This window comes from bacterium (assembly GCA_020854115.1).
GTDB lineage: Bacteria > Patescibacteriota > Saccharimonadia > CAILAD01.
Window position 1 is genome coordinate 57,055 of record JADZGC010000011.1, and the last position, 14,945, is coordinate 71,999.

The following is a 14,945-nucleotide window of genomic DNA, read 5'->3' on the forward strand; positions in this document are numbered from 1 at the left end:
TTGTCCTGTCATTATTCGCGTGTGACGCGCATAATTTCTTCTATCGTAGTCAGCCCCTGCAAGGCTTTCGCAAAGCCGTCCTCTTGCATTGTGACCATGCCTTGCTTGACTGCCTGGGCTTGGATATCAGCTGAAGTGGCCTTGCTGGTGATGAGGTGAGCGATCTCGGTGGTAATATCGAGTACTTCGTAAATCCCCATGCGGCCGGTATAGCCCGTCATATCGCATTGAGGGCAACCGACAGCTCGGTAGAGTGTAACCTCTTGGGTGGTCGTAAAAGTTTTCGGGCTAGTGTCGGCTACTGCAGGCGTGGCAGCTATTGGGGTTGGCGCGGCTCCGGGCTGAGGTATCTGGGTAGGAGGTGTCGGTAGATTGAACTCTTCGTCGAATGGATCATCAAACGATGAAGCCTGATCATTCGACGGCCGATTGACGAGTGTGGGGTCGGCAGCGATTTTATCGAGGATACTGGTGCGTGACAGGTTGAGGTCTGCAGGCACAGGAATGACCTTGCGCGTTTCGCCGGTGTCTCGCACGCGCGGCTCTTCCGTAGGTTTTTGCACGGCAGGTGTTGGGCTGGTCGGCACGGCAGGCTGTGCCATTAGCTCTGCGAAGTCGATTCCTTTTTCGATGCTGAAGTTTGTTCGTAGCTCTTGGAGCAGTTGGCCGGTAGCAGGGTATGCCTCGCGACACTGCGGGCACAGTTTACGGACAAGCCGTTGTGCCACAACGGTATTGACGGTCGTCGAAATGAGAAATGGCTCGATCTGCATGTCTAGGAGGCGGGGTAGAGCAGTGGCGGCATTATTGGTGTGCAGTGTAGACAAGACGACATGACCGGTCAGTGCTGCCTGTACTGCGAGATTTGCTGTCTCGGAATCACGAATCTCTCCAACCATAATGATGTTAGGGTCTTGGCGTAAGAGTGCGCGCAGTCCGTTTGCAAATGTCATGCCAGCCTGCGTGTTGACTTGTGTTTGGTTGGCTCCCGCGATACGGTATTCGACGGGGTCTTCAATGGTGCTGATATTTACCCCCGGAGTATTGAGCTGGGTTAGTACAGAATAAAGAGTGGTAGATTTGCCGGCGCCGGTTGGCCCCGTCACGAGGGTCATCCCATGCGGCTGCTTCATGGCTTCATGTAGTGAGTTGAGTGCTTGATCAGCAAAGCCCAGCTCCTCAAGCGTGGCGGCTTTGGTAGTTTCATCGAGTAGACGCATAACAACCTTCTCGCCCTCCATAACAGGTAGTGTAGAGACACGAACGGCGATGGTCTTCGACCCAATGACGGCCTTAAATCTGCCGTCTTGTGGCAAGCGGTGCTCGTCTATCTTGAGATTTGCCATAATCTTGATGCGGCTTACAACGGCTGGCAGGAGTTGCTTCGGCAGGGTCATGGATTCTTTGAGGACGCCATCGATGCGGTAGCGGATTTGGACGATATTTTCGCGGGGCTCAATGTGGATGTCTGAGGCTCTGGCTTTCAAGGCTGATTCGAGGACAATATTGACGGTTTTGGCAATCGGAGCGTCGCTAGTGAGTTCATCGGCCGACACATTCTCGGAGGCGGTAGCGGTCTTTTCGTTGCTTGAACTGTCCTTGATGGCTTGATTAATCTCTGTATCAAGGCCGGCGCGGTATTGGTCGAGAACAGCCAAGATATCACTGGTGGTGGCGACGTTGATTTGTACCGCACCACCGAGCTGCTTCTCAATGGCGTCGATTGCCTGAATATCCTCAGGGTCGGCCATCGCCAGCTGCCACTTGGTGTTTTTTTGACCGAAGATGACAGCCTGGTAGCGTTTGGCGATACGCTCCGGGATTTTGATTAAGAGCTCGCGTGGGATTTTGACATTAGCCAGATTCACGTAGGGGAGACTGAGACTGGCGGCGTATTGAGCAACGAGCTCACGCTCGCCAATCATACGGCGCTGAATCAATACCCGATCAAGCGGCTCGTTCGTCTGGGCAGCAATCGTCTCGGCTTGCTTCAACAGATCGGGGGAGAGTTTGCCGCTCTTGGTGAGCAGGGTTTTGAGGGCATCGGCTGAAATATGCATATTCAGATACTATTTTAGCATAAGCAAGATTGTGAATGGGTGATTGATGAAATAAACTGCATACGCTTTACTTTCGGTTTTGCGGCTATGTATGATGTTTGGCAATAACTAATATTTGAACAGGGGGATGTGCCTATGAAGCGAGTAGTGGCCGTATGGAATATAGGTATTGTTGGATTGTTGAGTTTTATGCCACTTCAATCATTCGCCGTCGGGAGTCCGTCGCTGGTGATTCGTGAGGTTTATCTGGGTAGCCCAATCGATGCGACCGATGAATACGTGGTGATCCACAATAATAGCAATGATGTGGTTGATTTGCAGGGTGTGGAGTTAGAGTATAAGTCGGCGACTGGGAAGAGCTGGACTCGTAAGGCGTTCGTTGCCGATCCACTGTCCCTGTCTGGTCATAGCGACGCACTGTTTGCGACCAAGCGCGACCGTCAAGTTGCAATGAGCGATGGGTTAGCTCAGGCTGGTGGAAATCTGCATGTTACTGTGAATGGAGCAGTAATCGACCGGCTGGCTTGGGGTACTGGCGATAGTCCCGAGGGTGTATCCATCTCGGCACCAAAAGCTGGCATTGCCCTGGAGAGGGAGTGCTCGGATGATGATGGGGTCTGTGTTGACTCGGATAATAATAGTCAAGATTTTTCCGAAAAGTTAGTGGATGCATCTGCTTCTCAGGGGAATGTTCCGGTAAATAACCCTACTGGCACAGGTCAGCCTGGCAAAGGCAGTGTTGATAGTGTGGTTATCGAAGATTATGCGATTGAAATCACGGAGCTATTGCCGGATCCAACAAGCCCACAGACTGATGCAAAGGACGAATTTATCGAGATATACAACGCTGGATCAGGCACTGCCACATTGACAGGATGGAAGTTGTCGGATGGGAAACACTCTTTTTCACTTGACAGTGTGAACCTAGGCGCCGGTGAGTATCGTGCATTGTATTCGCGCGATACGAAACTATCACTCAACAATGATGGCGATCAGATTTTGCTTTTGCGACCAAGCGGCGAGACGGAATTTATAACGCCGAATTATGGTAAGGCGAAGACTGCCACGTCGTTTGGTGCGACCGAAACTGGCTGGGGATGGCTAGAGAGCGCAAGTCCAGGTAGTGTGAACGCGGGGTTAAGTCTTGACCAGAGCCCGAGTAAGGCGAAAACAAGCACGAGCAGCAAGTCTAAGGGAGGTGTTAAGAAGTCATCTGCCAAATCGGCAAGTGCAGCAAAGACCGGTAAGCTGGCAGATGGAGGTGTTCAGTCCGAGACGAATTCAGATGCTTCGGCTGAAGATCGACCAGGTGTCCCATGGTCATGGATACTAGCCGGATTGGGTTCTCTTACGGTAGGATATGGTGCATATGAATACAGACCAGAAATTCTTAGTTTCTTCACAAAGCTCCGAGCAAAGCTTGGCGCTGGGAAGTAAGTTCGCAAGCATTCTGAAGCCTGGAGACGTAGTTAAGTTTATCGGCGATCTTGGTGGCGGTAAGACCACCTTTATCAAAGGGCTCGCGAAGGGGCTCGGCATCGAACAAACTGTGACGAGCCCGACCTACAACATTCAGCGCTCCTACAAAATTCCTTCCGGAGGCACACTCGAACACTATGATCTGTACCGGCTAGGAGACGACAAGGTTCTCTTACAAGAGATGAAAGAAATTATTGCTGCTCAGGATGCGATTATTGTGATCGAATGGGCGGATCATTTCACCCAACATCTCACACAAGATCGCTTCGTCATCAAGGCAGAATATATTGATGAGCAGACACGTCGGTATGAGCTTATAGCAACTGGAGAATCGACTGCTGCACGTTTGAGTACAATTAAAGCGCGCCTGGAGAGACTGTTCAATGATTCTTGCATTGCGTACGGATAAGCCGGAGGCCGAGCTATACCTCATCGATAACGCCGGGCATGGGGTGTCGAAGCATACTTGGGAGGCGCATCGTCAGCTTGCTGGCACGCTCGTAAGTACTGTCCAGTCATTTTTGCACGCAAACGATCTTGAGGCTAGCAAGCTAACAGGTCTGGTTATTTTTACTGGCTCAGGATCGTTTACTGGGCTACGCATTGGTACGACGGTTGCAAACACACTCGCCTATGCACATGCCTTACCGATAGCTAGCGGTGAAGGAGATGATTGGCTTGCAGATGGGCTAAAACGATTACAGGCAGCTCAGCCGGGTCAGTACGCGACCCCGAAGTACGGCAAAGAGCCAAATATCACGAAGTCAAAAGCTTAATATTTCGTATCGAGGATCTTTTTCAATGCATCAAAGAAGTCTACTGGGCTTGACCAGGTTTCTTCTGCTGGATCAGACTTTGCAAATTCATCAACCCCAATATAGTTCGTTTCGAAATACGACTTAAGGATTTCTACTGTGCTGAGTTTCGCGCGATATATGATCCATAATGCTTGCTGTTGATATGTGCGGTTGATAGCTGGCACGATCAGAATTGGCTGCGCTTCGATAACCGCATCGCATCCGAGCTCTTCACGTATCTCGCGTCGCAGTGCACTATGCAGATCCTCGCCCCATTCCAAGCCGCCGCCCGGCATATCCCAGCTGTCGCGTTCTCGCACAACAAGTAGTTGATTATGTTCGTTTGTGATAAGTGCTTTCACACTGACTCGGTAATAGCAGTTTGGTACATCTGGGCCCATCTTCATAAAACACATCATACGATCCGGACGTACATTCGTCAAAGGTCTGAAGCGAGTGTGTGATCCACCTATCGTCTGGGTATATAATAAGAGTATGAAGCGCTCTGCCTCAGCGATTAGTATCAAGAAGCTCAACAAGTCGTTTGGCAGTAAGCATGCTCTCAAAGACGTGAGCTTCGCAATTCCCGAAGGACAGATATCGGGTTTTTTGGGGCCGAATGGTGCTGGCAAGACCACAACTATCAGATGTCTGATGGATTTTATTCGTGGCGATAGCGGAGAGATCAAAGTTTTGGGGATGGACGCGCGCGAGGATAGTGTGGCGCTCAAAGCGAAGATCGGTTACGTCCCCTCTGATCATCAGCTCAACGAAAAATGGACAGGGGAACAGCATATCACATATATCTCCCAAGCTCGCGGTGTATCGGGTACTGCGCCAGAGATTGTGGAGAGAATGCATCTTGATGTGGGATCAAAAGTAAAGAATCTCTCGAGTGGTAATAAGCAAAAACTTTCCATCATTCTTGCGCTTATCGGCAACCCATCATTACTCGTGCTAGATGAACCTACGCAAGGGCTCGACCCGCTGTTTCAAAACGAAATTTATGAGATCTTGCGTGATTTTCAACAAACAGGTGGTACTGTCTTGATCTCGTCACATAATCTCAGTGAGGTACAGCGTCTGTGTAGCCGAGTTGTGATTATCCGCGATGGCCAAATTATTGCTGAAGAGCCACTCGATAGTTTGCGTGCGCTCAATACCCATGAAATAACAGTCCGGTTTGCCAAGAAAGTATCCCCGAAAGTATTTGAGCGAGATGGTGTTGTTGTGACAGCTCACGCACCAACAGAAATATCCATGAAAGTGCGTGGCGGCCTGGATGCTGTTGTGAAGCAACTCGCAGCCTACTCTGTGGTCGACTTGCAAGTTACTCATGCGTCACTAGAAGAAGTCTTTATGGAGATGTATCAATAATGTATTTGCTCGCACGCACATTGAAGAACCGACTTGTATCGAGTATTGTCTATATTCTTTCTGGAGTAGGTTTTCTGGAGTTGTATATCGCCCTCTATCCATCACTCTCCAAGGAGATTCAGGCATACGATCAACTGGCGAAGGCGTTTCCTGAGGCACTGATGAAGGCCTTTGGTATTGAGGAGCTGATCTTCACGTCGTTTGAGGGATATGTCGCGACTGAGCACTTCAGTTTTATCTGGCCGCTGCTGATTATTTTTATGACTCTAGGATTTGCTGCATCTACATTGGCGGGCGAAATTGAGCGTAGGACATTGGGCCTTACTTTGTCGCAACCAATCTCTCGAACCAGCATATATTTCACTAAGTATCTGGCTGGCGTACTTATAATACTAGCGTTTACGCTAGCCAGTATCTATTCTGTGGTGCCGCTAGCGGCACTGCATGGTGTATCAATTCAGGTCAGTCACTTCTGGAGTATGACCGTGCTTGGCTTCTGTTTTGGGCTCTGCATGTTGTCGCTTGGTTTTGCGATGAGCGCCATCTTTAGTGAGCGCTCGCATGTGTCGATGGCTGCAGGCGGCCTACTGGTCGGCATGTATGTTTTGCGTATCGTCGCTGGTCTCAAGGACAGCTGGAAAGATATTGAATACGCATCGATTTTTCATTATCTCAACACCTCGAAAGCACTTCTGCGTGGTGAGTTGGTAGGTCAAGATATAGCTGTTCTCCTTGGTGCCTCAGTTCTCCTCACACTACTAGGATGGGTGATATTTGTCCAACGTGATGTAGCTGTGTAGATCGCTCAAGCTTGCTTAAGTACTAGCGAAAAGCGCACAATATATGTATTCCGATTCAGATTACGGAATGTACTGAACACTAAATGTATTGCATTTAATATGAAGACCACGGGTGTGTGCACTTCAGCGCCGTGGTGCTATAAGAAAGAGGTGAAAACGCTATGGATCCAATTACAATTGGCGCCGTAATTGTCGCGCTAGCCGCCGGCGTGGGCGCAAAAACTGTCTATGATCAAACTCAAACTAAGGCAAAAAAAGGCGAGGCAAGCAAGATTATCGATGAGGCTAAGGCCAAGGCAAAAGAAGAAGTCTTGAAGGCAAAAGAAGACGCTGTGAAGGTTTTGGAAGACGCTAAAGCAGAAGAAAAGAAGATTCGTGAACGGCTTGATGAAGCTGAGAAACGTGTTGCAAATCGAGAAACGTCGCTGGATGCAAAATTCTCAGAGCTCGAGCGTAAGAGCGACGCGCTCAAAGAAAACGAAAAAGAAATCGAAGCGATTAAGGATGAGTTGCGTGCTATCCGGGCGAAGCAGGAGGAAAACCTCGAAAAAATTGCCAAGATGAAGAAGGCCGATGCGGCCGCTAAGATCATGGAAATGACTGAGAAGGAAATTAAGCATGACCTCACGGAACTTATCGAGAAGCGTAAACGCGAAGCAAAAGAACTTGCTGATCATAATGCGACCGAGATCATGGTCGAGGCGATGGAACGGATGGCGACCGAAGTTGCGACTGAGCGTGTCGTGACGACGGTGCCGTTGCCGAGCGATGACGTGAAGGGTCGCATTATCGGGAAGGAAGGACGAAACATCCAGGCGCTTGAGCGAGCGACGGGTGTTGATATTCTTGTCGACGAAACACCAGGAGTCGTCGTAGTTTCTGGCTTTGACCCAGTGCGTCGGCAGGTGGCTCGCGTAGCGCTTGAGAAGCTCATCAAAGATGGCCGGATCCATCCGGCTCGTATCGAAGAGGTTGCCAAGAAGGCTCATGGTGAGATCGAAAACGAGATCAAAAAAGCCGGTGAAGAAGCTGGTCGCGAAGCTGGGGTAGTTGGCTTGCCGCCAGAGATCGTGCGCCTCATGGGTTCGATGAAATTCCGTACAAGCTATTCGCAGAATGTGCTCAAGCACTCAGTCGAGATGGCTCACCTCGCGGCGATGATTGCCGAAGAAGTTGGAGCGGATGTACGTATTTCTCGTCGCGCTGCCTACCTGCACGACCTCGGTAAGGCTGTCACGCATGAGATGGAAGGTAAGCATCATCACTTGACGCGCGTACTTCTCGAGAAATACGGGCTAGATGAGCCAACTATTCATGCTGCAGAAGCCCATCATGACGACATCGAAGCTACCACACCAGAGGCTGTCATCGTGCGCGCGGTGGATGCACTCTCGGCAGGTCGTCCGGGCGCTCGCGGTGATAGTGTTGAAAACTTCGCTAAGCGCATGACTGATCTAGAAAACATCACCAAGACGTTTCCGGGACTTGAGAAGGTCTATGCTATGTCGGCCGGTCGCGAGATTCGCGTATTTGTGAAGCCTGCGGAGATCGATGATCTATCGGCGATTCGACTGGCGCGAGATATTGCCAATAAGATCGAAGCAACACTCAAATATCCAGGTACGATCAAGGTGAATGTGATTCGTGAGACTCGGGCTGAGGAATATGCCAAGTAGATCACGTGAGTAAGTAGACTTGTGCAATACAGTTTGATGCATTACCATAAGCGAGATACTATTAGCACATAAGCTCTGATCAGAAAAAGATCCAGAAGGAAAGATACTATGCCGCGGAAAACATCAAAACAAACGAAGGGCCCACGACCAATACGTTCGGGGAGGAATGCCGTAAAGCGCACTCCTAAAGCTGATGTTAGTATTACGAGACGCACCATCAATGAACCAGTTTGGATCTGGGTTCTTATAGCAGCTCTGATTATGTTTATTGTCTGGTATATATGGGCATGGCTGACACCTAGCGCTCCGTATGTAGGTTAGACAGCGTTGAGCTCGAAACCCATCGTAGCTCAATACCTGGACTTACAGCTAAAAAAAGACTATAATTATCCCTTATGAAAATCCTCCACATAGGTGATGTAGTGGCTCGGCACGGTCGACGTGTCGTCCAGAAATTACTCCCAGGCTTGATAGAAGAGTATGGGATTGATTTTGTGATCGCCCAGTCTGAGAATATGGCGACTGGCAACGGCTTAACAGTCAAGGCTGTGCAAGAACTACAAAAAGCAGGTGTAGATTTCTTCACTGGGGGTAATCATAGCTTCAAGAAGCCAGCATTTGATGAGCAGTTTAATGACGCTAGCGTGCCTGTTGTTCGCCCGGGCAACTATGCACACGACAAGCCTGGTCGTGGTCATGCCGTGATCGACACGCCCTATGGAAAGGTGTTGATCGTGAATGTGATTGGCAATCTCTACAATGGTCTCGAGGTCGACAATCCATTGCAGTATGTCGACGAAGTACTCGCGAGATACGAGCACGAAACATTTGCCGCTCGCATTGTGGACTTCCATGCTGAGCTTACGAGCGAGAAGATCGCACTCGGCTATTATCTCGATGGGCGAGTGACGACGGTGGTCTCGAGTCACACCCATGTACCGACCGCTGATGCTCGAGTGCTGCCTGGCGGGACTGCGACAATCTCTGATCTTGGTATGACTGGACCGGCGAATGAAGTATTAGGTGTTAAGAAGGAAATCATCATCGAAGTAATGCGAACTGGCAAGATGCGACCTTTTGAACGGCCAGAAAAGGGACCGGGTGTCTTGCAGGGTCTCCTGGTGGATGCTGATCCGACTACAGGCAAAGCTCGTTCGGTAGAGCAGGTTTTAGAATCTATCGATATATAATCGCTAGCGTTTTACCGTAGGCTTGATACAATAAGTTTAAGCTATGGAAGAGCTCGAAAAGTCGATCGAAAAAACCCTCGAACAGCCCGTCAAATGGTCGCGCATTCGTCGCTTCTTCAAGCGGCTTGGTCCAGGCTTGGTAACCGGAGCGGCTGACGATGATCCATCAGGGATCGGCACGTATTCTCAGACTGGTGCCCAGTTTGGCTATCACTTAGTCTGGATGATGCCATTTATGCTGCCACTCATGACGGCTGTACAGGAGATGGCAGGGCGAATCGGACTTGTGACTGGCAAGGGGTTGGCGCAAGTCATCAAAGAAAACTACAATCGGTGGTTCTTATATATCGCTGTGTTTTGTTTGGTATTTGCGAATGTCGTGAATATCGGTGTCAATATCGGCGCTATGGCGGCATCTGCAAGACTCATTGTCGATCTGCCGTTCGTGTGGTTAACGCTGTTCTTTACGGTTGCGATAGTTATTCTCGAATTAGTCATCCCATATAAACGATATGCGAAGGTCCTGAAGTGGTTATGCCTATCGCTTTTTGCCTATGTTGTTACAGTTTTTCTCGTGGCCGTACCGTGGCCTGAGGTGTTTGGGCATGTGGTATGGCCACATTTTGAGCTAAATAAAGAATTTGTCATGGCAATGGTTGCGCTGCTCGGCACTACTATTTCGCCATATCTGTTCTTTTGGGAGCCAAGTCAAATAGTAGAGGAGGAGATCGAGCATCGGTGGACGGGTATTACAACTGATGAGGTGAAGTTATCACCGGGCAAAGTACGGCGCTTTCGGGTAGATAATTTCACAGGCATGTTTATCTCGCAGATGATTGCATTCTTTATCTTAGTAACCGCCGCCGCGACACTGCATGCATCAGGGATTACGAGTATCGAGACTGCCGACCAAGCCGCTAAGGCTCTCGAGCCACTGGTTACTGCCTTCCCAAATTCGGGCCAGTTTGCATCATGGATCTTTGCAATCGGCATTATTGGCACCGGTCTCCTCGCCGTACCTGTATTGGCGGGCTCAGCTGCGTATGCAGTCAGTGAGGCGGTGGGTGCCAAGGAAGGTCTATTTCGCAAGGTAAAGCGTGCGCCGGTTTTTTATGGTGTTATTGCACTCGCCACGCTGATGGGTCTGCTCATCAATTTTGTCGGTATCCCGCCAATTACGGCACTCTATCTCTCAGCGGTTATTAATGGTGTAATGGCGGTACCGTTGATCTTCATTATTCTGAAGGTCGGCTCAAATAAGAAGATCATGAAAGATTACGTGAACGGTCCGTGGTCAAAAACTATCACGACGATTGCATTGGTTGTGATGCTCACTGCTGCTTTGTTGATGTTTGTGCTTAGGTAGAAGATTGTGACTTTCCCGCTATACTCTGCAGGTCCGATTTGCACCGGGTATGACTGTTTATTGTTTACTATTCCATTTTATATCGACCAATACGCTTGGCTTGTCGTTGGAGTTATTGCTTTATGTATTGCTTTTGGTCGCTTAGTCTTCACGAAGCGTGTTGATCGAATTGTTGGCATCTTTCTCGCCGCAGGTGTTTGTGTGCTACTAATTGGCTGGTATCGTTCGTATACTCACCGGCATCGATTTGACGCCCAGAGCCGATCTGCAATTACATTACTTGGATCAGACGCACTATGGCCTTCATCGTTACCAGATGGCTGGAGGCTAACACGACTTGTCAGTGAGGTATATGGCAAGGAGCCTCAGTCGGCGTATGTTTATGCAACATTTCAGGTCAAGGGGGACGATGCACCACATACGCTGCACGAATTTAATGAGAAACATACCAATAATGAGGGATACGCTTGCGGCTACGTTACGCCAGAAGATAGTTTGAGCCAGAACACAAATAGGGCGAGTCTGGATGTCGGGTGCAGCGAGTTATATACCCTACCCTCCAATAGAGTGGTGTACAAAAGACCGATATCAAATTCTCGTCGAGTAGAATATTTTATGCGCCAAGATGGTTTAGTTGTTGTGCTTGAATCGAAAGCCGACGAGAATCACATCAAGGCCTTCTTTGCCCGCCTCGAGAAGACACCTGCCGACAAGTTGCCATTTATAGCTGAGTAAGGCATGATAGGTCAGATATGAATATGCGACCAAATTTTGCGCTTATTACCGGTGCGTCATCAGGTATCGGTCTAGAACTCGCTCACGTCTACGCATCCCGGGGGTACAATCTCGTAATTGTTGCTCGTGATCAGGATAAGCTGTACAAAGTTGCCAAGACACTGACTCGTGAATACGGCCAACAGGTTGAAGCAATCACGCTCGATCTGACGGCTCCAAAGGCAATCGATACATTGATGCGGCATTTGCACAAAGAAAAAATTCAAATTGATACATTGATTAATAACGCTGGCTTTGGACTCTTTGGTGCGGCGATTGATACTGACTTCAAGGTTGAACGGGATATTGTCGAGCTCAACGTATTAGCTGTGACCGAGCTATGCAAACGCTTTGGGGCGCTCATGGCAGAGCGTGGTCAGGGTGGTATTATGAATGTCGCTTCTACGGCGAGCTTCTTCCCAGGGGTTAATATGAGCGTCTATTATGCGACCAAGGCTTATGTTTTGAGTTACTCTCTGGCCTTGGCGGAGGAATTATCGCTCTATGGCGTACATGTGATGGCATTATGCCCGGGGCCAACGCGCTCAAACTTTGCGCAGACGGCTCATGCGAGTAAGACACGACTCTTCGGTCGGCCTATAGATGCGCGGGCTGTCGCTCGCGCAGGTTATCGTGGTATGAAGTATCGACGACGAGTGGTTGTGGTGGGGCTGCGGAATAAATTGGCTGTCTACCTTCGCCGATTGATACCGGATTATTTAGCCGCGCGAGTTGTGCGTAAGGCTGTCCAGACTCGCAAGCCCTACGCTTGATCTTAGGCTGGCAGCAGCCCAATGATGAGCCCCGCCACCAGCATGGTAACGAGCTGATTGCCGACATTGATGAGCGTAACTTCTCGAGCACGAGCTTCTGAGAAGTCGATCGCGACGGTACGTGTGAGCGCAATACCGAGCCATAACCAAAGTGCAGTAAGTGTTGAATCTTGTAAGAAGCTATTGTTGAAAAAACTATGTGCCATATATGCGACATGTGCGATCACGTATGCCATTACAAGCGACAAGACAAACAAACTAGCGAAGTATACATTCATCGACAGTCGCTTGTTTTGTGGAACTTTATCAACTCCAGATAATTTCATCCACTGTTTTCCGAGGAGCGGGCCGTACCAGATTGTCCCAACGACCATGCTGCTCATCGCAGCGAAGAGTACTGCCCAATAATTTATCATGACGTCCACGGTGCCTCCTATGACTCGTTAGTTCGATATGCGAACAAGTATGATCGCTTAACCGTTGGTTTGTCTAGAGGTAAGCTTGTGTCGCATACTTACCGCAAACCCTATTAACCGGGTGTTTTCGATCAAGATAAGTATGCGCACGCCGATAAGCTGCTCATAGATTTGTCACGAGAAGAGAAGAGTCCGGATTTATATCAGGCTCAATATTAGCAATATGCGGGCCGCGCCTTTCCAGTTGGTCAGTTTATGCTTTTGGCGTCAAAGGATGGTGATTGCGAGTGAGAGACTTAAAAATGTCATGTAGGCGGCAATACCGCGGATGATGGGTGCTTCCATAGTGACTGCAGCGATGGCGTAGCCGACGGTAAATGTACGTAGGTGGCGTGGGATGATCGTGCGTTATGCGATGCCGATATGTGTAAGTGCTTTGTTGCAATACCCAGGCACCATGTGTTGCCAAGCAAGGCGAGGATTGCCACCCAACCAAGGCTACCCTGCAGATAATTGCTTATATACGAATTATCGCACGGAAGTTCTGAGCGTACGCATGTAGAATCTAGACGATAGGTACATATGTGAAGCACCAGCGATGGTATATGCGCAGTAGCGTCGAGCCTGATGCATTGGCTTCAGTGTAGCAGAATTCGATAATAATAAAGAAACCCCGACATCACTGATGTCGGTGAGGACGAGGTGCGCCTAGTGGGTATGTGTTTGTGTACGGGTTTGTACGAGGCAAGAATAGGCACTAATTATAGCAAAAACGAGTAAAAAATCAATAAAAATGGGGTGAGTGAAGGGTCTCGAACCCTCGACCTCCGGGACCACAACCCGGCGCTCTAACCAACTGAGCTACACCCACCATATCTGACAGCAATGGTTTATCTATTTTTAAGGAACGTATTTGACGCAGAAGAAATGGTTAGCGCAGATTTCTGAAGTACGACAGTGCCGTAACAACTCACTTAAGCCACACCCACTATAAAGATGGCGCCCCCGGAAGGATTCGAACCTTCGACCTTGAGCTTAGAAGTCTCCTGCTCTATCCAGCTGAGCTACAGGGGCGAATCTGACGGAGGGATATCTGGAGCGGGTAGCGGGAATCAAACCCGCATCGCCTGCTTGGAAGGCAGGAATAATAATCTTTATACCATACCCGCATACGTGCGTAGAACAGGAGTATTTTACCATCTGAAGCTCTGCTTGGGAAGATGTATACAGATCCGTACGTCGTACTCAGCTTGGGTACTATTTGCAAGCATGATGCCGAAGCTGCATAATAAGCTTATGCATTTTATAGCCGACACGACAGACGCGGCAGTGGCTCTGGGTGGCTTCTTCACAGTATTTGCCGCGGTGTTTGTATTGATCTTATTAGTGTCGGCGCTGGCGCTCTTCTTGCTCTGGCTGGTGATGCTTATCGATGCCTTCAATCGTAAGCAGTGGCCGAGCAGCGAACTGCGCATTATTGTCATCATTGTGCTGCTGGTGAGTCTACCGCTACAGCTCTACTGGCTGACCGCATTATTGTATTATTTCTCGATCAAGAGGCCGCTCGATGCAGGGCGAACGCCAAGCTTTCTTTCTGATACCAGTTGGTCGAGTGCGCCGAAGAAGCGTAAGCGTACGACTCGCCGATCTAAGAAGTAGTTGACTGGATCGCTTATTGTAGAGTGCCGATTGCTGGCAAGCTACTGAGGACTTCTGCACCATGAGGGGATTGGTCAATGACGTTACTCATGTCGGCTCCGCAGAATGCTGATCCGTCTGAGGGCACATGCTGTCCGTTTTCCCACCCGCGAGAGCTCGATACATCATAGACAGTCCCATTTACAGCGACCCAACACTTGGCGCCGTTTTTGCCATTGTTTTTAGCCAGGTCGGCCTGCGAGATTATGGCGGTTGCTGAAGTGCTTGCTCCTGGATTTGAGCTCGTGTCGCTTGCTGCCGAATTTGTCGACGCTGTGTTATTTGTACTGCTTGGTGTGCTGGTTGATCGGGTCAGCATATACCAGATGCCGGCTCCCATAATTATTGCGACCACAATGATGATGGGTAGGGATTTTTTCATAGCTCGTATTCTCCGTACATTAACTGATATGGTTCAAGACTAGTTTAGTCTAGTTACGTGCTTCCTTTCGGAGCAGTTCGAGTAACTTTGTGTACATGTTCTCATGTCTCATATTATACCCGAATTCACATTCTTTGAGATGCAGGTTGAAATGGTC

General features: G+C 49.3%; 15 protein-coding genes and 3 tRNA genes. 11 read left to right on the plus strand and 7 right to left on the minus strand.

Annotated features, from left to right (window positions below):
* Positions 1–11 precede the first annotated feature (11 nt).
* Positions 12–2,060: a type II/IV secretion system protein gene (locus IT415_01970; GenBank protein MCC7543455.1), complete on the minus strand. Its 2,049-nt coding sequence runs from the start codon at positions 2,058–2,060 to the stop codon at positions 12–14.
* A 135-nt stretch (positions 2,061–2,195) separates the two neighbouring features.
* Between IT415_01970 and IT415_01975 the strand changes: the two genes are divergently transcribed.
* The 3 genes from IT415_01975 to IT415_01985 are packed head-to-tail and all read left to right on the plus strand — an operon-like array spanning position 2,196 to position 4,315.
* Complete coding sequence (locus IT415_01975; protein ID MCC7543456.1) at positions 2,196–3,497, plus strand: lamin tail domain-containing protein; 1,302 nt, start codon at positions 2,196–2,198, stop codon at positions 3,495–3,497.
* Entirely contained in the window at positions 3,481–3,948 is a 468-nt protein-coding gene (tsaE, locus tag IT415_01980) for a tRNA (adenosine(37)-N6)-threonylcarbamoyltransferase complex ATPase subunit type 1 TsaE (GenBank protein MCC7543457.1), read from the plus strand. The genes IT415_01975 and tsaE overlap by 17 nt, the downstream gene beginning before the upstream one ends.
* A complete protein-coding gene (locus IT415_01985) occupies positions 3,935–4,315 on the plus strand; it encodes a hypothetical protein (GenBank protein MCC7543458.1) in 381 nt (126 codons plus the stop codon). The genes tsaE and IT415_01985 overlap by 14 nt, the downstream gene beginning before the upstream one ends.
* Here the strand turns inward: IT415_01985 and IT415_01990 are convergent.
* Positions 4,312–4,743, minus strand: a complete 432-nt coding sequence (locus tag IT415_01990; GenBank protein ID MCC7543459.1) for an NUDIX domain-containing protein — start codon at positions 4,741–4,743, stop codon at positions 4,312–4,314. The genes IT415_01985 and IT415_01990 overlap by 4 nt on opposite strands.
* An 88-nt stretch (positions 4,744–4,831) precedes the next feature.
* Between IT415_01990 and IT415_01995 the strand changes: the two genes are divergently transcribed.
* From IT415_01995 to IT415_02025, 7 genes are all read left to right on the plus strand, one after another.
* Entirely contained in the window at positions 4,832–5,713 is an 882-nt protein-coding gene (locus tag IT415_01995) for an ABC transporter ATP-binding protein (protein ID MCC7543460.1), read from the plus strand.
* Between the two features lie 5 nt (positions 5,714–5,718).
* The gene (locus tag IT415_02000; protein ID MCC7543461.1) at positions 5,719–6,513 is read left to right on the plus strand and encodes an ABC transporter permease subunit; all 795 of its coding nucleotides are present in this window, start codon (positions 5,719–5,721) and stop codon (positions 6,511–6,513) included.
* 161 nt (positions 6,514–6,674) lie between these two features.
* On the plus strand, positions 6,675–8,189 hold the full coding sequence (rny, locus tag IT415_02005; GenBank protein ID MCC7543462.1) for a ribonuclease Y: 1,515 nt from the start codon (positions 6,675–6,677) through the stop codon (positions 8,187–8,189).
* 395 nt (positions 8,190–8,584) lie between these two features.
* Complete coding sequence (locus IT415_02010; protein ID MCC7543463.1) at positions 8,585–9,379, plus strand: YmdB family metallophosphoesterase; 795 nt, start codon at positions 8,585–8,587, stop codon at positions 9,377–9,379.
* A 43-nt stretch (positions 9,380–9,422) separates the two neighbouring features.
* The gene (locus IT415_02015) at positions 9,423–10,745 is read left to right on the plus strand and encodes a divalent metal cation transporter (protein ID MCC7543464.1); all 1,323 of its coding nucleotides are present in this window, start codon (positions 9,423–9,425) and stop codon (positions 10,743–10,745) included.
* A 6-nt stretch (positions 10,746–10,751) separates the two neighbouring features.
* Positions 10,752–11,480, plus strand: coding sequence for a hypothetical protein (locus tag IT415_02020; protein ID MCC7543465.1), 729 nt, complete (start codon positions 10,752–10,754; stop codon positions 11,478–11,480).
* Between the two features lie 17 nt (positions 11,481–11,497).
* Entirely contained in the window at positions 11,498–12,292 is a 795-nt protein-coding gene (locus IT415_02025; protein MCC7543466.1) for an SDR family oxidoreductase, read from the plus strand.
* 2 nt (positions 12,293–12,294) lie between these two features.
* On the opposite strand, the gene IT415_02030 is transcribed toward IT415_02025, so the two are convergent.
* From IT415_02030 to IT415_02045, 4 genes are all read right to left on the minus strand, one after another.
* On the minus strand, positions 12,295–12,708 hold the full coding sequence (locus IT415_02030; GenBank protein MCC7543467.1) for a DUF1761 domain-containing protein: 414 nt from the start codon (positions 12,706–12,708) through the stop codon (positions 12,295–12,297).
* A gap of 794 nt (positions 12,709–13,502) precedes the next feature.
* Positions 13,503–13,579, minus strand: a tRNA-His gene (locus tag IT415_02035).
* A 126-nt stretch (positions 13,580–13,705) separates the two neighbouring features.
* A tRNA-Arg gene (locus IT415_02040) sits at positions 13,706–13,782 on the minus strand.
* A 20-nt stretch (positions 13,783–13,802) separates the two neighbouring features.
* Positions 13,803–13,877: transfer RNA gene (locus IT415_02045), tRNA-Gly, on the minus strand.
* Between the two features lie 127 nt (positions 13,878–14,004).
* Here IT415_02045 and IT415_02050 point away from each other — a divergent pair.
* Positions 14,005–14,367 carry a hypothetical protein gene (locus IT415_02050; GenBank protein MCC7543468.1) on the plus strand — a complete coding sequence of 121 codons (363 nt, stop codon included), beginning with the start codon at positions 14,005–14,007 and terminating at the stop codon, positions 14,365–14,367.
* Positions 14,368–14,380: 13 nt separating this feature from the next.
* Here the strand turns inward: IT415_02050 and IT415_02055 are convergent, their stop codons facing one another.
* On the minus strand, positions 14,381–14,788 hold the full coding sequence (locus tag IT415_02055) for a hypothetical protein (protein MCC7543469.1): 408 nt from the start codon (positions 14,786–14,788) through the stop codon (positions 14,381–14,383).
* Positions 14,789–14,945 lie beyond the last annotated feature (157 nt).